This is a genomic window from Flavobacterium kingsejongi (assembly GCF_003076475.1).
GTDB classification, from domain to species: Bacteria; Bacteroidota; Bacteroidia; order Flavobacteriales; family Flavobacteriaceae; genus Flavobacterium; species Flavobacterium kingsejongi.
In genome coordinates this window covers 1,922,893-1,940,152 of record NZ_CP020919.1, presented here as the reverse complement: position 1 = coordinate 1,940,152, position 17,260 = coordinate 1,922,893, and the positions used below count along the sequence as shown (strand labels likewise).

The following is a 17,260-nucleotide window of genomic DNA, read 5'->3' as shown; positions in this document are numbered from 1 at the left end:
AACGCAATCATCAATCAATCAAAAATCAAATCCAATGAAAAATCAATTCTTCCTTTTTGTACTGAGCTTACTCACACTAACTACTTACAGCCAGGATAACAACACCAAAAAAATAGACAGTCTGATCAGCTATCTTGAAAAAAACAACCAGGGCATCGGAAATATTACCATCGCAAAAGGCGGTACAACAATCTACTCTAAACAATTTGGACAAAAGAAACTTAAACCGGAAGACCAAACGCCTGTGAATTATCATATCGGATCAGTAACCAAAATGCTGACCGCTACTCTGATCTACCAACTGGTAGATGCCAAAAAACTACAACTGGACGAGAAAATCGCGAATTATTTCCCGGAGGTTCCTAATGCAAAAAACATCAGCATTATCGATTTGCTATCGCACAAAAGCGGTTTAAAAGATTATGTTTTCAAAAATGACAGCCTGATGTATTGGCTTACAGAGCCTGTTACCGAAAGTGCAATTTTCAGTGAGATCAAAAGACAGGGCGTCGCTTTTCAACCCGGTGATAGTGTCCGTTATTCCAACACAGGGTATTTTCTGCTTACCAAAATATTGGAAAAAAAATACCGCAAAAGCTACAAAGCCATCCTGGAACAACAAATTATAAAACCTTTACACCTTCAGCATACCCGGTCAATAGCCGTAGGCGATTCTAACAAAGGGGTAGCAAAATCCTTCCGATACGGAATGGCCTGGGAAGAAATCAAAGAATTCTATTTCCCCAATGTGGCCGGAGTGGGTGATGTGGTATCTACGCCCGAAGATATGAATACGTTTATGCAGGCGCTGTATTCCAACAAACTGATTAGTGCCAAAAGCCTCGCCATTATGCAGCCGGTAGCCAAAAACCGATTCGGGAGCGGACAGATGCAATTCCCTTTTATGGAACAGACTTTTTACGGTCATGGAGGTGACACGTATGGCAGCCACACGATTGTAGCCTATAATCCCAAAGACCAATTGGGAGTCACCCTGATACTCAATGGCCAGGAAATGACAAGCAGCCAATATCTTATTGCCGTTTTAAATGTCCTGTATGATCAACCGTATACCTATCCAAGTTTCAATACCACCTATACACCTGATCCCGGAACCTTTACCGTCCTTGAAGGAACTTACAGCGGCACAGGCATGCCTCTAAAAATAAAAATTGCCACATCCGGAACTAAGTTAACTGCACAGGCGTCCGGGCAAACTGCTTTTGAACTGCAGGCAACCGGCCCAAACAAATTCAGTAAACCTTCGATCCAGCTCGAAATGGAATTCCATGCCGACCAATCAATGACATTGAAACAATCCGGTCGTGAATTCCTGTTGCACAAAGAATAACCAACAAAAGCCTAACCTAAAAAAGCCCTGTAAATAAACATTTACAGGGCTTTCTGCAGTAACACTTTAGTGTCACAACGGTAAATTAATAAGAATAATTGTGGCTATAATCGGCATTAGGCGCTACAGTTACATTATTTTCCTCTTTTACTACAACTCCATTTACTTCCGCTTTATAACTGAAGGTAAAACTGTGAGTAGGATTTGCGGTAGCGATAAACTGCATCCCAACCGCAACAGCAGCCATGGGTACTTCTGATTCCAGTACATACGTTGTCGTACCACCTGTAAAACTATTTTTATTCAGGCTTATGGCCGTTTCTCCCGGTTGTGAAACACCGTTTAATTTCCAGACTGTAGTCTGGTTCGGGTTATGAGTACCACCGGCAGCCACAAAAGAAATAAAATCATCTGTCGTTACCCCTGTCATTGTCAGGGTCAGTTTTATATTTTTACCTTCTGGAAGTGTAACAGTAGGGTCACCACTATCATCACTACTGCAACCTGCAAGGGTTCCAAATAAAATAGTACAGAATAAAAGTGCCATTTTCTGCATCATTGATTTTTTGTTTACTGCTTTTTTCATTTTGCTTTTCTTTTTTAATTATACAATTTTTATACACTACAAACTGCTACTGCTACCGCTACTTCCATAGAAGCAAAAGTCGATGGCATGAGCCATTTCGTAAGGCATTACTTTCTATTTTCAAAGATTGCCATTTCTACCTTTGTGTACAATACCGATAAAGGAGTAAAAAGCACTACCTGTTTTTAGGTATTTTTTTTCTGGCAGACTATCTCTATTTTAGTGGCTTAAATATTTACGATCCGCAACATGCACATTCGATTTCTTCTTATTCTTTGTTTTACAGTACTACAGGCGTTACCCATACAGGCACAGCAAATGTTACCCCTCAATGAAAAATCCTATATCGATAGTTTAAACCGCAGTATCAAAACACAGGTTTCCGACAGCCTGAAAGCAGATGCTCAATATTTGTTAGCCGATTACTGGCGGGTTAGAGACACCATCAAAGGCCGCTATTACCTGCAGCAAGCCAAAAAATACAGCGGGAATTCGCCTTACCTGAATGCGGAATATTTTTTCTACGAAGGGCAATTTTATACGACCCGGAACAAAGAAAAAGCCGCAGCTTCCTATAAAAAAGCACAGATCGCCCTTGCGAAATTCAATACCAAAGCCGCCTTAGTACTTCAGGCATCGGCATGGTACAACTATGCAATCATGTCCAAAGACAAAGAAGGCTATCCTTTTGTGATGAAAATATTAACCGAAAAAACCATTCCATTAGCACAAAGGTCCGGTAACAAAGAAAGATTAGCCCATTACTATTCCCAATTCGGGACGATCCTGATGTACAACGCTAAATTTGAAGAGGCAGAAGATTATAACCAAAAAGCCATTGACCTGCTCGAAAAAGATTTCCCGAGATCATCGACTTTACTGTTGGCGTATATCGGGGCAGCGACCAATCTCATTTATGCCAATAAAAAAGATGTAGCCCGAAAAATGCTGGATGGGGCAAAAGCCATCCTGGCTCCTTATCCCGAATCAGTCAATTATGCTTTTTATGAACTTACCGAATGCCAGTATGCTATTTCAAAAGCTAACTTTGAAGCTGCTTTAAAAAGTGCCGACCGGGGTATTGCCCTGGCCCGTAAAAACAATCAGGCGCAAATGCTGCAAATGCTGTACTTTCGTAAATACGAAGCTTTTATGCACCAAAAACGCTATCTAGAAGCACGAAAACTACTGATGGATTTGCTACAGGAAGGTACGATTACCAAGGATGCCAATAATTCCAAAACCATCTATGCCGAACTGATGAAAATAAATGAGCTGATTGGTGATAAAGATGCCGCTTACCAATGGTTGAAAAAGTACAGCACGCTCAGTGATAGCCTTTCCGGAGTCCGGTTACAGGAAACCGTATCTGCATTGGAAGCCAAGTACCGTAATGTCGAAAGCGAAAAGGAAATTGGCACATTACAAACCGAGAAAGCCGAACAGGCTCTTGCTGCCAGTACCAATAGGAAATATTCCTGGCTATTGGGCGGTATCTGCTGCCTGCTGCTCATCATCGCTTTATTCTCCTATAGTTATTCCCTAAATAATAAAAAATTAATCCGCCAGAAGGAAATCAACCACAAGCAGGAAATCCAAAAACGCGAACATGAGGAACAACTGAAGATTGCCAAAGCCATGCTCGAAGGAGAAGAAACCGAACGGGAAAGGATCGCAAAAGACTTACACGATGGGCTTGGTGGGATGCTGGCAGGTGTAAAGATCAACTTCTCCGGCTGGGCGTCCAAAAACCTGACCGAGGAAAAAAGAAATGATTTTGATAAAATCACCCAGCAGCTCGACCGCTCCGTAGGCGAATTACGAAGTGTGGCCCGGAACCTGATGCCGGAATCCCTACTAAAATTCGGACTGGAAACGGCCTTAAAAGACCTTTGTGAATTTTATATGGACGACCGGCTGACCATCGACCTTCAAACGTATAATATCCAGCCCGGAATTCCCCTTGCAGTGCAACTCAACCTGTATCGTATCGTACAGGAATTACTCTCCAACAGCATTAAACATGGCAAATCCACCAACATCCTGTTGCAATGCAGCCAGAGTGATGATACGTTTTTTATTACGGTAGAAGATAATGGAATTGGATTCCGTTGGGAAGACATTCGCGATAAAAAAGGAATGGGAATGCACAATGTCAGGAACCGGGTGGAATACCTGAAAGGAAAACTGGAAATCAACTCCCAACCGGGAGAAGGAACGACTATTAACATCGAATTACATACTCATGGAAACGCCTAAAAGTATTACCATCGCTATTGTCGACGACCACCCTATTGTAATTGAGGGCCTCAGGCAGTTACTGGCAAATGAAAAAGACCTCAGTATCATCGCCTGCTTTGTGGACGGAAACGGAATTGTATCCTATGTCAAAACCAATCCGGTAGAAGTCGTATTACTCGATATCACACTACCCGATACCAATGGAATTGAGTTGTGCCAGATCATTAAAGAGATTTCTCCCGCCACTTCAGTACTCATGCTCAGCAATCGATCGGAACGGAGTATGATCATGCAATCCTTACAAAATGGTGCCAGTGGCTACATGCTCAAAAATGCATCACTGGAAGAACTCAGCAATGGGATCAAACAGGTCAGCATGGGGAATATTGCGTTTTGCAACGAGGTCAAAGTCATCATCAGCAAACCCTTAAAAAATGAAATCCAGGAATTCCCGAAACTGACAAAAAGGGAATCCGAAATTTTAAAACTATTGGGCGAAGGGAAAACCAGTATCAAGATTGCAGAAGAGCTTTGCCTGAGTGCCCTCACCGTAGACACCCACCGCAAGAATATATTACAAAAATGCAAGGCTAAAAATGTAGCCGAACTGGTCGCAATTGCCAACCAGCATGGGATGATCTAGATTCACATACTTTTTCAGATTTTTCGTGTTCTATTTACACTATATATATAAACAGGGCTATTAAAAACAAATCGGCTGCCTTTTTCAAGACAGCCGATTTGAGTTGGTTGAATTTCGACTCTCAAATTAAAGCTATTTCCAGTATTTCTGTAAACTTAAGTGCCACAGCTGACCATGCCAATGAGGGTGCTTTAGCATAATCATACCCTGCCTTCGCCATTTGGTCATAATGCATCCGATTTGTACACACTAATGCCAAAGCCTCCGCAACAGACTCTGGAGCAACGACATACATGTCTGCCAGTTCATAAAACACATATTCCGTACTACTGATATCCAATAGAATTCCCTTTCCTGTCCAGTTTTCACTGAAGCTGGTATGATCGGGTACAATCTGTGGTGCTCCGGTTGCGGCATGCTCAAAACTCGCAAGCCCCCACCCCTCTCCCATAGCAGTGGTTATACCTACATCACAGAGATTGTACAGCAAATTCAATCGGCTGGTAGATACTTTCTCTCCTTCAGGATTCAGTACATTCAGTAAAATCTGTTTGCTAGCACCTGAATTATCGATAAGCTCCTGCAAATGGATACGCTCCTTAAGAGCAGTAGTTCCCGTGTGCAAATACAAATAAGCTTTCGGATGCTCCTTTGCAAATAGCGCAAAACCTGCTATCGTGAGATCGAGCCGCTTCCTGTAGTACGCTCGGTTAGCATTCAGTATAATAAAAGAATCATGAAGTTCCGGCTGCCCGGGAAAAAGCTGTTCTTTTAGTGCACTATTTGCTTTTTGCTTCCCTCCAGCATCAATACGCTCCGAAATTGGAAAAAAGTCAGCCGTATCTACACCATGACCCACCACACTAAATACAGGCCTGCGAAAATCTACCCCTGCTTTTACGGCCGTTTCACATAAAGCAATCATATTCAATCGTGCATACTCAGTATACAGTATACAGTGATCTACCAACTTTAAAGTGCCAATAATATCCGGGTTCACAATCTTACCTTCCAAAGGCAAATACAATATAATGGGACATTGTGTCCTGTAATCCTGCAATTGCCCTAAAAAGTGCAGGGTTAAAAAAGGTGGCCCTATTACTACGATGCCTTCCGGCCTAAAATTATGCATACAGTTTTCCAACCATCCCGGATCTGGCATAAAGACACGAAACTGCGATCCGGTAATGTGCATCGGGCAACCCTCAACAATACTATCGCTACTGGCGGGAAAATCCAAAAACTGAAAACCCAGGCCGCGAAGTTCGTAGTGGGCACTTAGTTCACGCATCAGCACTGAAATCACATTGGTTAATCCAGATCCTGGTACATATAAGCCGGAAATCAGCAATCGTTTGGGTCTTATGCTCATCTACACATTCTGATTACCATAATTTAAAATTACCATATCGGCACCACAGTCATAGGCACACTATAAGCCATGAAGTTCATAAAATCGAATTTTGATACAGGATTAACCTCCAGATTATATGCAATTACAGAATTCTCCTGAAAAGGCGTTATTTGGGAAGCATACGTTTGTATCGGTAAGAGGCCATCATGCCCGTTTAAATTACTAAGCGTATAAGTGCCCGTATCGGCAAGTCCACTTTGCGTAGTTTCATTATACACATAACGTTTCACATAAAAACCGGCACCGGTATAGAAATTAACATCTGGATATATGATATAACCACCGGCTCCATTAGGAAAATCAAATGGCCCACCCAGTACGGTGTCCGAAATAGGCGTAATAGTAGTTCCTGAATTTCCAGCACTAAGTGAGAGCTGCAGCCCCGAAAGCAATGTTGGAATACCTACTCCCGATGAATAAAGCATATGCACTACAATACGACGACTGGTCGCAGCAGTAACGGATAAATTAGCCAGTAACTGTTCCGCCAGTTGAAAAATATTCGATGGTGCATAAAATGCATTACCCGGATCACTATCTCCAACCACCTGTTGCACTCCTGGATTGAGTTCCATTGCAGCTCCAAAAAAGGTAAAATTCTTTCCTTTATATTGTCCTACAGCACTGCCGCCCACTATTCCGCTATAAACCAATGGAATAAGCCCATTGATAAAAATATCTTCTTGTTGGATCAACTGCAATTGGTAAACTGACCAGATATTATCCGCACTGGTTTTATCGCCATTATAAATATAAGCCTCCATCAATAAATTAGCGGCTTTAAGTTCAGCATATGCTAATTTTTGATAATATTGAAAATACTGCTCCACTGCAAGGCGATAATCTAAAGTACCATCCTGAATTAAGGGTGTCACCATTATAGACCACAATTGAAGCGCACCTTTGGATTGGCCACCGCCACCCATAAGTAGTGCATTGATGGTTTTCATACCTACCAATGGACCGGTATTAGGGTCGAAAATAGCCTGAACCAAATACGTTACTTCATTCACAGGAGTGGTCGCATATTGGCTCACATACATACCATATTCCATGTAACAGGAATCAATTGCTTTTATATATTCGGTAAGTTGGATATCAATGGTATTCCAATCCGTAAAAAGCTGGTGCTGACTGATTTTTGTCAACATGGATTCAATCCCTGCAATCTCACCTTCTAAGTGGCTCAATGCATTTGCGATCCCGGTAATCTGGACACCTAAATTGGCTATTGCCTGTTGTTGTTGGCTCAGGGTACTCGACAACTGAGCCAATACTGTTGCATCAGGACTGCTACCTCCACCTCCAAACACAGATTGGATGGTTGCTTCAAGTGTACCAATATTTTCTCCACCGGCTTTTTGGCCACCTCCAAATAAAAATCCCAAGGTACCACCAACATCAACACCCGTAGAATCGGATATCGACTGAGCTGCCGTAATGGCAAGTCCCTGCCCAATTGAACTAATTGCATTATCTAAAAAACTCATCTCTTTTTATTTAAAGGTTAAGTTTCAAAGCTACCTTTATGCCCTATCCCTATACCACGTACTAATACCTGATTTATAAATTAGTATTATCAAGCGTGGCTTGCGCATTTCATTCCTCCCGAAATTATACGAACGACCAACCGGATAACTCTTATTTTGTGTAACTTCGTCTGCAACAGCATACCAACCCTAACCATTATACAAAAAACGATGAAAAGCATTTTGAAACTAACACTCAGCACAATTATTCTTTTTAGCCTGATCAGCTGTGAGAAGAAAACCGAAGCCTCTCAATTGAACGGAACCTGGGAACTCCGCCATGTGGCCGGAATACAGGTCGCCGGAGTCAATCCTGATTTCAAAGCCGGAAATGGCAACACCTACAAATTTGAGGGGGAAACATTCGAAAAATACAGCGATGGTAAAAAAGTCGATAGCGGTACTTTTGTCCTGGCACCGGAACAGGATGTCCCCGTTAACAACACCAAAGCCAATTATAGCATTACTTTTAACAAAGGGGAAAAACAACTGGCCAACCTGTCCGGAAAAACACTGGTACTCTTCAATGGCATTATCGCTGCTGATGGTACCGAATCCACCTTTGAAAAACAATAATATTTTTTTACCGATCTAGTTAATCTATCAAAGCTCCGCAAGGGGCTTTTTTAATAACTATTTGGCTATTTCCAGCGATACAACTTCGGGAGAGTTCCGTATATTTGGAAGTATGTCCTAAATCCTACTACAGCATGAACCAACTGAAAACCTATCTCTTACTACTGATGGCTACTCCCGCATTAGCACAAATGTCAACAGGAATTAAAGAAAGCCTGAACCAAAAATACACCTATGTATCCGGACTCGAAAATGGCCTGGCGATTGTTCGGGATGCCAAAAACAAAAACGGTATTGTCGATAGCCTGGGTAATGAACTCGTACCTCCAATTTACAATTACATACATATTAATCGTAGGGACAGCCTGAGGATTGAAGCCGGCTATACCATTAAAGGCATTATGAAAAGAGGCTTTATCAACCGAAAGGGCAAAGTCATTATCCCAATTCAATATGATGATGTCAGCAGTTTTTATAATGGGTATTCCGTTGTAGGGCTGGGTAATAAATATGGTGTCATAGATTCCCTGAACATACTGGTTATCCCAATGAAATACAGTCATATTACCGAGGCCAATGAAAACCGTTTTATTGTCACCCAAAACAATCTGGAAGCTATTTTTGATACCCGTGGGCAAAAGATAACCGAATTCAATTATACCAATATCGAACGTTTCTATAATGGCTATGCGATGGTGGAGTTACCCAATAAATCGACCAGTATTATGGCTCCGGACGGTAAACTCGCTTTTCCTCCCATTCCCAATCATACCATCACCAGCTATAAAAACGGCTATTGCACCATTCAAAACCGCAAAACCCATAAAATAGGATTAGTCAATAACAAAGGGCAATTTTCAATTCCATGTACCTATGACGAACTCGAACTCGCCAATGACAAGATAATCGCCAAACAGAAAAACAAATATGGCCTCTTGTCCTACGACAATGCTATCGTCACGCCATTCGACTATGACCTGGTCGTAGCCTATCCCAACAATCGCTTCCTGGTAGCTACAAAACAGCAATATGGCCTACTGGATAACAACAACAAAACCATATTACCGGTACAGTACAAAAACATACATTCCGACCCTACCTATACCTATTTTTATGTAACTAATGCCAATGACCTGGATGGAATCTATGATTACGATGCCAAACCAGTTGTTCCCGAAGCCTATCGTTTTTATACCATTGACGGAACTGTTATCTTCTGTACCAAAGATGGTAAAGCCCAGCTCCTGCACTACACTGATCTTTCAAAGAACGTTTATTTACCCGATAACATCACTTTCAAAAAACAGGAATGGGGGTATGGAATGCGGCAGTCAAAAAACCAGATCTTCAGTGACGGGACATACTGGGGCATGCTCAATTCGAACAATGAAATCCTGATCCAACCCGCCTACGACGATTTACAGCCGCTGTTTAATGCCACTACATTTATTGCAAAAGCCAACGGCAAATACGGGATCATCAGCCAGCACAACAAAGTGCTCCGGGAGCTGAAGTACGATCAGGTGGAAGTGCAAAAAGAAACGATACACCTGAAAATAAAAAATCAAAAGACCGAGTTGTACTCCATCGGATACGAAGAAAACTAAACATAGCGTACATTTAATACTGTAGCTCTATTTTATCGTAATCCGGTATTTCTTTCTACCTTGTGCTTTCAATAAGATCCGGAAATAGTATGAAAAATAAAACGGGACAAACCGAATTTTGGGAATCAGCCTTTGGCGAAAAGCAGGAAATGTGGGGATTTGAACCCGCAAAATCAGCTGTCCTGACCAAAGATTTTTTTGTACGGGAATCCGTAACAAACATCCTGATACCAGGGATAGGCTATGGCCGGAATGCTCAAATTTTTAAAGAAAATGGCATCACAGTAACCGGGATTGAAATTTCAAAAACAGCTATCGAAATGGCCCGGAAACATTACGGAACCGATATGGTGATCTACCACGGCGCTGTAACTGATATGCCATTTGACAACCACCACTATGATGGCCTGTTTTGTTATGGCCTGATTCATTTATTGGACAGCAGTGAAAGGGAAAAACTAATTCGTGACTGCTACAATCAACTGTCTGAAAATGCCTGGATGGTCTTCACGGCCATTTCGAAAAAAGCCAAAACGTATGGGCAGGGGAACTATATCAGTGCCGATCGGTACGAAATATTTGATGGTGTCAAAATGTTCTTTTATGATACCGAATCCATAACAGCAGAATTTGGCAATGCCGGATTATTTGAAATCACCGAAATCGATGAAAGCCAGCCCTTTTACTATATTAAATGTAGAAAAGGGATCAGCCACTAATTAAAGTGGTCTCAATAATTTTGATCTGCGGATTTATAACCAGAAGGTCAGCAACCAATTCGGCATTACTTACTGGTGCAATATAAATTTCGTCGTAGGCATTATACTTTAGGATCAATCCGTTTTTGGCCAAAGCCGGCTTAATCCCGGACCACATCGTTTTTCCAACCGTAATTTGATGGATGGAATGAATATCTATTTTACCTCTTATAAATGCAGAGCGGTATAATAAGGTAGTGCCGTCAATTTTATAACTGGTGTCAAAATAAATCCAAAGCAATAAAAAGAGGGGGATCGAGAGAATCAGTAAAGTAAGAAATCGATTCGTTTCTAAAAACCAAAAAACGACAAAAGGAATCAAAAGAAAAAGTGCAATTACCAGTAGAAACCCTCTTTTATTAGCCTTATAAATTTTCATAGTCTTCTTTGTTTTTTAGTATTTCAACTGTCATATATAAGCGTAAATTTATAAAATTATTTCCGATCTATCATAACGATACTGCGCAGCGTTAACAGCCTCCTCATGGAAACCTATAAAAACTGATAAAGAATATTGATAAAAAATCCATACACTAAAAATAAACCCAAAAAAAGCCAGGCCTGAAACTATTTTTAATCTTGTTTTAGCCATTATTTTTTATAACTTCGTTTTTGGTAGTCAGCGAGGACTATCTCCATAAATCCTAAACAAACCCCTATCTGCTCCACGTTAGCAGAGATAAAAAAAACGACGATGACAAAAAAATTATTTTCAGCAGCCCTATTTTTTATATTTTTATTTTCCACCTCAATAACAAATGCCCAAATTCCTTTTGAAATCAATGAAAGTGGCCATATCATCATCAAAGCAAAAATAAATAATGTAGAAGGAAAGTTTATTTTAGACACCGGAGCGGGACTGAATGCCATTTTTACTAAGTTCTCTAAAAAAATCACACCCGAAAAAACCAATAATTTTTTTGTAGGGCACCGGGCTACTGGTGAAGAATTAAATCTGGATCTCTATAACGCTACCAGTATCGAAATCAATAACAAAGAATTTAAAAACCAGCAATACGCTATTGTAGACCTTGAATTCGGAGACATCGATGGGCTTATTTCATTACAGCCTTTCAGGAACACCCCTATTACTATTGACTATACCAACAAAAAGATTCTTTTCAATAAGTCCACAAAAAACGAAAAAAGCATCGACATCCAAATAGCCGATTACGCCGGAAAAGCTATTGACATTTTTACCTACATCGAATTGAATGATACAGTAAAGATCCAGGCCATATTGGATAGTGGAGCAGGAAAGAATTCATTTTGGTTCAGCTCTAAACTGATGGATCCGCTGGCATTGAATAAAGCAGATTTTAAAACCGTTCCTGTGAAAAGCGATTTCAATAAGGAGAATAACTATTACATCGGTAAGTTATCCAAATTAAGTACAGTTAATAAATTGTGTAAACAGGATGGCTTAGACGTAGCCTTTGTGGACGGCCTGATTTATGAAGGTAAAACCAGTATCGATTGGCTAGGCAAAGTCCTGACCATCGACATTCCCAGTAAGAAAATATATATCACAGAATAAAACGGGAATTGCACTAATGGCAGCAAGCCTAATAAGTAGTGGTATCTCTTAGGATTCCAAAGATTTTGGCCTGTCTTTTAATTGGCCGATTGTTCCGGAGACAAGCCTGGCAGTACACCGGTTACCGGTGGCAAATCCTGCTTTTGACGCTCCTGTAGTTTACGGAGTTCTGTTTCATACCAATTTTTCACCGCTACTTTCGCCAGGTTCGTAGTAGCTACCGGTGCAGCAGGTTTTCTTTTGGGAACCGGAATTCCCGTAGTACTTTGTAGTTCTGTCATCTCATTATCGTTTTCCAATGTCCTGATCTTATAATTCTTACCTCAAATTTCGGTTTTCCGTACTAACAAACTCGCATTCAATACGTTCTACCTCTAAAACTATGTCAAAATAAACGAAATATCTCACACCATACTATCCCCAATAATAGGGAAATTGAAAAATTTAACAATATCTGTTTTTTATTGTACACTTACCACAAATCTATGAGCAGACATTTAACCAATAATGGCGTAACCATAACCAAAAAAGAGAGTTGGGTTGTTGTGGAAGAAAAAATATAAAATAATGCTATAAAAAGTAGTGGTTTCAAACCTCCTTCCGAAATACCTTCGGATTCTTCCCGGTATGGTTTTTCAGGAACTTATTAAAATGGCTCAGGTCAGTAAAACCAAAATCATTACTGATTTCCTTCAGTAGAACATCGCTAAATTTTAATCGGTTTTCAATCAGTTTAAACTTATAATCGTCAGTGTATTGCTTGATGGAAATACCCATCTGCCGCTTAAAAAGGCTGCTCAGCTGGCTGGGAGTCGTATTAAAGTGAGCTGAGAGTGCTTTGAGGCTTAACAATTCCGGTGCCCTGATGACGGTATGGATGTAATTCATGATCGTGACCAAACGGTTTTCAGTCACCATCTGATCGGGGCTTACAATCTGGAATGCGTTCCGTTTGATAATAGCAAAGACACTCCGGATCAGGTACAACAGCACCTCATTAGAACTACCCGCACTACCCTCCCATTCCCGGACAATCATGCGCATCAGGTGATGAATCCGGTCCAGTTCTTCGGGTGACTGCACCAGCTCCGTACCAAAAGCATTACCCACCACCACCAATTGGTCGATCAGCTTGTTCCATTCGTACAGCAGCACATTCGAAGCCATTCCATCCAGATAGCGGTTATTGAACTTCAGCACACTGAATTCCGTTTCCTGTTCGATCACAAAAAGATGGTAATCCGCAGGAGCCAGTAAAAACAGGCAAGGTCCCTGGTACCGGATTTCCTTCCCATTCAATTGATGCAAACCACTGCCCGAATGGATGAATACCAGTTCAAAATGATTGTGGTTGTGTACCGGAAAAGGCCACACTTCCGTTGTAAAATGCCGGATAAAAAGAGGGTCATGCTGAATAAAACGTTCCATGTGATGGTTTTTACAAAAATACAGTTTAAATGTACAATTTTTAGTCTGATCCCTACAGTAGCTTTGCCAAAAAAATACACCCCATGACCGAGCGTCAATCCCAATACAGTCCCGCAATCATTCCGTTGATGGCCGTTTCCGCCGGAGTAATCGTTGCCAACATCTATTACAACCAGCCTATTTTAAAAGAAATTGCCCTCTCCCTACAGGTAACCGAAAGCCAGATTGGCAAGATCGCCATGCTCTCCCAACTCGGTTACGGACTCGGCATGTTTTTCCTGCTACCATTAGGAGACAAACTCAACCGCAAAAACCTGATCCTGACCTTATGTGTCTTACTGACGATAACCCTCATGCTCGTCGCCTGTACCCATTCGCTGTCCGTCTTATATGTATTGAGTTTTTTCGTAGGCCTCTTTTCCGTGCCTGCGCAAATCATCTTACCGATGGCCGCCACACTGGGGAAAGACAACCGGGGAAAGAATGTCGGTATTGTCTTTAGTGGGATATTAGTCGGTATCCTGGGCGCCCGCGTCATCAGCGGACTCATCACCGAAGCTTTCGGCTGGCGGTATGTCTTTGGTATTTCAGCCGGGATGGTACTCATCGTCACGGTACTTTTAAAATTATACCTGCCCGAAGTACCGCCTAAATTTAAAGGCAATTATTTCCATTTGCTAAAATCCACGTTGGCACTGGTCAAAGAATACCGCGTACTGCGCCAGGCCGCATTGTTGGGCTCTTTTACCTTTGGCGTTTTCTGTTCCTTCTGGACCACCCTCACCTTTCACCTCAGCAGCCCGCCGCTCAGTTACCACACCGGAACCATCGGCCTCTTTGGACTGATCGCCATCGGAGGCGCACTGGTAGCACCCTATTTCGGGAAGCTTGCCGACAAAGGCAATGTACAGCGTTCCCTGCTGATTACCGTATCGATGATCATTGGAAGCATCCTGCTCATTAAACTCTTTCCGTATTCCATTCCCGTACTGGTCATTAGTATTTTCTTCCTGGATATTGGTGTACAAGCCACACAGATTACTAACTTTACGCGCATCTACAGCCTGCATGAAGAAGCCCACAGCCGGTTGAATACAATCTACATGACGACCTATTTTATTGGGGCAGCCATTGGAACCTATTTCGGGTTGCTCAGTTGGAAACTGGGGCAATGGGATCTTTCTACCTGGCAACTATTATTGTGGAGCGGCATCGCACTGCTGATTGTACTATTTTCAAAACGCAACACCTAAATGAATACCATAGCTATATTTAGTGATGTACACGGCAACCTTCCCGCATTGGAAACCGTATTGGCCGACATCCGAAACCGAAATATCAATCAATTGTATTGCCTTGGCGACCTGATCGACTTCGCCCCCTGGCATAATGAAGTCATCCGGACCATCCGCGATCTCGGGATTCCCTGCCTGATGGGGAACCACGACGAACGCATCGCCTTTAACCTGGACATCACACCATTGCTGAAGCACAATCCCACAGAAGCCGCTGCCCGAAATGCCGCGATCAACTACAGCAAACAAAGCATTGCCCCCGACTGTAAAGAATACCTGTCCCAACTCCCGGAACACCTGCGCCTTACAATCAGCCAATCCGGAAAAGAGACCGATATCCTGTTGGTGCATGGGAGCACACGGAGCAATAACGAATATATCTATGAAGAGCATGATATCGATGATATCCGGAAGATGCTGAATGATAGCCAGGCCGATATGGTGATTATGGGACACACCCACAAATCCTATATCCGGACAGTTCCCGCAACCGCAGATTCCAAAGGTGGAATGGCCATCAATTGCGGTTCCGTGGGCAGGTCGAGAGAAGGGCAGCCTTTGGCCAGTTACCTAATATTGGAGATCGACGAAGAAGGTATCCGCCCTGAGATCATCCAGATTCCCTATCCCGTTACAGCCGTAATCGAAGCAATCCGGAAAAGCGATATCCCCGATTTCTATGCCGAATTTTTGATGCAAACAATATAAAAATGACGCGTGCAATGTATATATCACGCATAAAATTTATCGTACGTCTGTTGCACTGCAACAGACCCCCGTGCAATATGATAAAATTATCGCTTCCAATTCTCCGGATTCCGCACAATATAATTCCGCACATTTTCAAAATGATGCTGATCGCGGATAATCACATCATAGAATAATTTATGCCATTGAAATCCCGGATCAATAAGGCGTGCATTTTTAGATACCACCGATTTATACGACCGAATGATCACCGATACCGATCCGCCTTTGGGCGACCTGTCGGACAGGACTTTATTCAGACCGCTTAATTCCCCAGTGCCTACCCGTCTCGATTTCTTATAATCCTCGGTATATTCAGTGCATTCCAATCGTTTTCCAAGAATGAGTATTCCATGCATATGATCCGGCATGATGACAAACGCATCCAAAATGACATTCGGAAAATGATTTGGAATTTCAAGCCAAAACCGTTCTGCCAATGATCCAATTGGAGACAGCTCCATCTTCCCATTCCTGATTGTACCAAAATGCGGTATCCTATTTTGAGTACAGATCGTAATAAAATAGGCCGCCTGTGACCGATAATCCCACGTTTGAAGCCGTATGTTGCTATTCGTATATTTTGATGCTGCCATAATTAGGTCTTTAATCCCGATACTATTTTGCTAAAACTAAATTGCTGCTGTACCACCCGATTGCCTTTAAAAAAAGCATGTGCCACTTTACAGATCCCGATAATCTTTTCGTAAAGAGCATTGAAGGCTGCCGTTCTTTCCGCTGTTTGGGCAATTCGGAATCCTTTATGGGTTTCCTGGAGTATATTTTGTGCCACGAGTGCATCCGCATTTTGCCCTAACGTTTCCAGCAAATCGGCTGCAGTACCTTTGGCTACAATTTCCTGTTGCAGTGCCGGAGTAAGGGTCAGGCGAAATTGATGCAGCAACTGGATCAGCGCTTCCTGGCTTCCATTGCGGGCCTGCCTGAGATTCCCAAAGCCCAGTTCTTTTAGCAAAGCCCTGCGACGCAGGGGATCCGGCTTAAAGTCAACGTCTAACTGTACTTTGACAAGAGCGAGGATCCGGAGCGAATCCTCCTGCAGCCGTCGGATTTCCGTCGTAGCCGCACGCAAGTTTTTGGCAGAATCGACCCCTAAAAGGGATTGCATCGCCAAGTCAACTTCCGCGAGGAGATCATCAAAAAATGGATCTGCCCAATTGGAACGCCGGGATTGCAGGGTCGTTTTATGGGTCATTGCATTTTCGAGTACAATAGCCGATGCGACCAACAGGTCCACATCTTTACAATGGTATTTTCTAAGTATTTTGGTCATACTGTATTTGGATTTAGTTTCCGATACCAGTACAATTATTGGGGACCGACAATTGACATTGTGGTATTTAGTTACTGACATAGTAGCATCAGCCCTAAAATTAAAGAACCACTAATATAAAAATCTTTTCCGAAAATCACCCGCTTAAAACGTACTGTCCTTTTTTTTTATTTCCGGTTGAGATGCATCCGGGAGCAAGCTGTAAAATAAATTCGCCTTCGTAAATCAGCCAGCACTCCGGTATAAACCAGTTCTTT

Annotated in this window: 17 protein-coding genes; 9 read left to right on the top strand and 8 right to left on the bottom strand. The window is 42.1% G+C overall.

Translation table 11 applies throughout. The annotated features are described in order from the left end of the window. Window positions 1–34 precede the first annotated feature (34 nt). Window positions 35–1,351, top strand: coding sequence for a serine hydrolase domain-containing protein (locus tag FK004_RS08400; RefSeq protein WP_108736866.1), 1,317 nt, complete (start codon window positions 35–37; stop codon window positions 1,349–1,351). Window positions 1,352–1,436: 85 nt separating this feature from the next. Here FK004_RS08400 and FK004_RS08395 read toward each other — a convergent pair whose 3' ends face one another. Next, on the bottom strand, window positions 1,437–1,937 hold the full coding sequence (locus tag FK004_RS08395; RefSeq protein ID WP_108736865.1) for a hypothetical protein: 501 nt from the start codon (window positions 1,935–1,937) through the stop codon (window positions 1,437–1,439). A gap of 249 nt (window positions 1,938–2,186) precedes the next feature. On the opposite strand from FK004_RS08395, the gene FK004_RS08390 reads away from it, so the two are divergent. Continuing rightward, window positions 2,187–4,196 (top strand): sensor histidine kinase, encoded by a 2,010-nt coding sequence (locus FK004_RS08390; protein ID WP_108736864.1) that lies wholly within the window; start codon window positions 2,187–2,189, stop codon window positions 4,194–4,196. Continuing rightward, window positions 4,183–4,821 carry a response regulator gene (locus tag FK004_RS08385; RefSeq protein ID WP_108736863.1) on the top strand — a complete coding sequence of 213 codons (639 nt, stop codon included), beginning with the start codon at window positions 4,183–4,185 and terminating at the stop codon, window positions 4,819–4,821. Before FK004_RS08390 ends, FK004_RS08385 begins: the two co-directional genes overlap by 14 nt. A 121-nt stretch (window positions 4,822–4,942) precedes the next feature. Here the strand turns inward: FK004_RS08385 and FK004_RS08380 are convergent, their stop codons facing one another. Then, complete coding sequence (locus tag FK004_RS08380) at window positions 4,943–6,193, bottom strand: glycosyltransferase family protein (protein ID WP_108736862.1); 1,251 nt, start codon at window positions 6,191–6,193, stop codon at window positions 4,943–4,945. Between the two features lie 29 nt (window positions 6,194–6,222). Continuing rightward, the gene (locus FK004_RS08375; RefSeq protein WP_108736861.1) at window positions 6,223–7,725 is read right to left on the bottom strand and encodes a hypothetical protein; all 1,503 of its coding nucleotides are present in this window, start codon (window positions 7,723–7,725) and stop codon (window positions 6,223–6,225) included. A gap of 210 nt (window positions 7,726–7,935) precedes the next feature. On the opposite strand from FK004_RS08375, the gene FK004_RS08370 reads away from it, so the two are divergent. From FK004_RS08370 to FK004_RS08360, 3 genes are all read left to right on the top strand, one after another. Further along, complete coding sequence (locus tag FK004_RS08370) at window positions 7,936–8,340, top strand: hypothetical protein (protein WP_108736860.1); 405 nt, start codon at window positions 7,936–7,938, stop codon at window positions 8,338–8,340. A 134-nt stretch (window positions 8,341–8,474) separates the two neighbouring features. Beyond that, entirely contained in the window at window positions 8,475–9,947 is a 1,473-nt protein-coding gene (locus tag FK004_RS08365) for a WG repeat-containing protein (protein ID WP_108736859.1), read from the top strand. An 89-nt stretch (window positions 9,948–10,036) separates the two neighbouring features. Beyond that, window positions 10,037–10,666 (top strand): class I SAM-dependent methyltransferase, encoded by a 630-nt coding sequence (locus tag FK004_RS08360; RefSeq protein WP_108736858.1) that lies wholly within the window; start codon window positions 10,037–10,039, stop codon window positions 10,664–10,666. Here FK004_RS08360 and FK004_RS08355 read toward each other — a convergent pair. Further along, window positions 10,656–11,084: a PH domain-containing protein gene (locus FK004_RS08355; protein WP_108736857.1), complete on the bottom strand. Its 429-nt coding sequence runs from the start codon at window positions 11,082–11,084 to the stop codon at window positions 10,656–10,658. The genes FK004_RS08360 and FK004_RS08355 overlap by 11 nt on opposite strands. 315 nt (window positions 11,085–11,399) lie before the next feature. On the opposite strand from FK004_RS08355, the gene FK004_RS08350 reads away from it, so the two are divergent. Further along, on the top strand, window positions 11,400–12,242 hold the full coding sequence (locus FK004_RS08350) for an aspartyl protease family protein (RefSeq protein WP_108736856.1): 843 nt from the start codon (window positions 11,400–11,402) through the stop codon (window positions 12,240–12,242). Between the two features lie 77 nt (window positions 12,243–12,319). Here the strand turns inward: FK004_RS08350 and FK004_RS08345 are convergent, their stop codons facing one another. Both FK004_RS08345 and FK004_RS08340 read right to left on the bottom strand, forming a co-directional pair. Further along, window positions 12,320–12,523 (bottom strand): hypothetical protein, encoded by a 204-nt coding sequence (locus FK004_RS08345; RefSeq protein WP_108736855.1) that lies wholly within the window; start codon window positions 12,521–12,523, stop codon window positions 12,320–12,322. A 307-nt stretch (window positions 12,524–12,830) separates the two neighbouring features. Continuing rightward, the gene (locus FK004_RS08340) at window positions 12,831–13,670 is read right to left on the bottom strand and encodes an AraC family transcriptional regulator (protein WP_108736854.1); all 840 of its coding nucleotides are present in this window, start codon (window positions 13,668–13,670) and stop codon (window positions 12,831–12,833) included. Between the two features lie 83 nt (window positions 13,671–13,753). On the opposite strand from FK004_RS08340, the gene FK004_RS08335 reads away from it, so the two are divergent. Then, window positions 13,754–14,923, top strand: a complete 1,170-nt coding sequence (locus FK004_RS08335; RefSeq protein WP_108736853.1) for an MFS transporter — start codon at window positions 13,754–13,756, stop codon at window positions 14,921–14,923. Continuing rightward, window positions 14,924–15,673, top strand: a complete 750-nt coding sequence (locus FK004_RS08330) for a metallophosphoesterase family protein (RefSeq protein WP_108736852.1) — start codon at window positions 14,924–14,926, stop codon at window positions 15,671–15,673. 86 nt (window positions 15,674–15,759) lie between these two features. On the opposite strand, the gene FK004_RS08325 is transcribed toward FK004_RS08330, so the two are convergent. Next, window positions 15,760–16,308 carry a transposase gene (locus tag FK004_RS08325; protein WP_108736851.1) on the bottom strand — a complete coding sequence of 183 codons (549 nt, stop codon included), beginning with the start codon at window positions 16,306–16,308 and terminating at the stop codon, window positions 15,760–15,762. A gap of 2 nt (window positions 16,309–16,310) precedes the next feature. Further along, window positions 16,311–17,003 (bottom strand): hypothetical protein, encoded by a 693-nt coding sequence (locus FK004_RS08320; RefSeq protein WP_108736850.1) that lies wholly within the window; start codon window positions 17,001–17,003, stop codon window positions 16,311–16,313. Window positions 17,004–17,260 lie beyond the last annotated feature (257 nt).

What these genes read in the sequence shown, in the direction of transcription:
- FK004_RS08400 (WP_108736866.1), top strand. Translation starts at nt 35, where the DNA reads ATGAAAAATCAATTCTTCCTTTTTGTACTGAGCTTACTCACACTAACT.
- FK004_RS08395 (WP_108736865.1), bottom strand. Translation starts at nt 1,937, where the DNA reads ATGAAAAAAGCAGTAAACAAAAAATCAATGATGCAGAAAATGGCACTT.
- FK004_RS08390 (WP_108736864.1), top strand. Translation starts at nt 2,187, where the DNA reads ATGCACATTCGATTTCTTCTTATTCTTTGTTTTACAGTACTACAGGCG.
- FK004_RS08385 (WP_108736863.1), top strand. Translation starts at nt 4,183, where the DNA reads ATGGAAACGCCTAAAAGTATTACCATCGCTATTGTCGACGACCACCCT.
- FK004_RS08380 (WP_108736862.1), bottom strand. Translation starts at nt 6,193, where the DNA reads ATGAGCATAAGACCCAAACGATTGCTGATTTCCGGCTTATATGTACCA.
- FK004_RS08375 (WP_108736861.1), bottom strand. Translation starts at nt 7,725, where the DNA reads ATGAGTTTTTTAGATAATGCAATTAGTTCAATTGGGCAGGGACTTGCC.
- FK004_RS08370 (WP_108736860.1), top strand. Translation starts at nt 7,936, where the DNA reads ATGAAAAGCATTTTGAAACTAACACTCAGCACAATTATTCTTTTTAGC.
- FK004_RS08365 (WP_108736859.1), top strand. Translation starts at nt 8,475, where the DNA reads ATGAACCAACTGAAAACCTATCTCTTACTACTGATGGCTACTCCCGCA.
- FK004_RS08360 (WP_108736858.1), top strand. Translation starts at nt 10,037, where the DNA reads ATGAAAAATAAAACGGGACAAACCGAATTTTGGGAATCAGCCTTTGGC.
- FK004_RS08355 (WP_108736857.1), bottom strand. Translation starts at nt 11,084, where the DNA reads ATGAAAATTTATAAGGCTAATAAAAGAGGGTTTCTACTGGTAATTGCA.
- FK004_RS08350 (WP_108736856.1), top strand. Translation starts at nt 11,400, where the DNA reads ATGACAAAAAAATTATTTTCAGCAGCCCTATTTTTTATATTTTTATTT.
- FK004_RS08345 (WP_108736855.1), bottom strand. Translation starts at nt 12,523, where the DNA reads ATGACAGAACTACAAAGTACTACGGGAATTCCGGTTCCCAAAAGAAAA.
- FK004_RS08340 (WP_108736854.1), bottom strand. Translation starts at nt 13,670, where the DNA reads ATGGAACGTTTTATTCAGCATGACCCTCTTTTTATCCGGCATTTTACA.
- FK004_RS08335 (WP_108736853.1), top strand. Translation starts at nt 13,754, where the DNA reads ATGACCGAGCGTCAATCCCAATACAGTCCCGCAATCATTCCGTTGATG.
- FK004_RS08330 (WP_108736852.1), top strand. Translation starts at nt 14,924, where the DNA reads ATGAATACCATAGCTATATTTAGTGATGTACACGGCAACCTTCCCGCA.
- FK004_RS08325 (WP_108736851.1), bottom strand. Translation starts at nt 16,308, where the DNA reads ATGGCAGCATCAAAATATACGAATAGCAACATACGGCTTCAAACGTGG.
- FK004_RS08320 (WP_108736850.1), bottom strand. Translation starts at nt 17,003, where the DNA reads ATGACCAAAATACTTAGAAAATACCATTGTAAAGATGTGGACCTGTTG.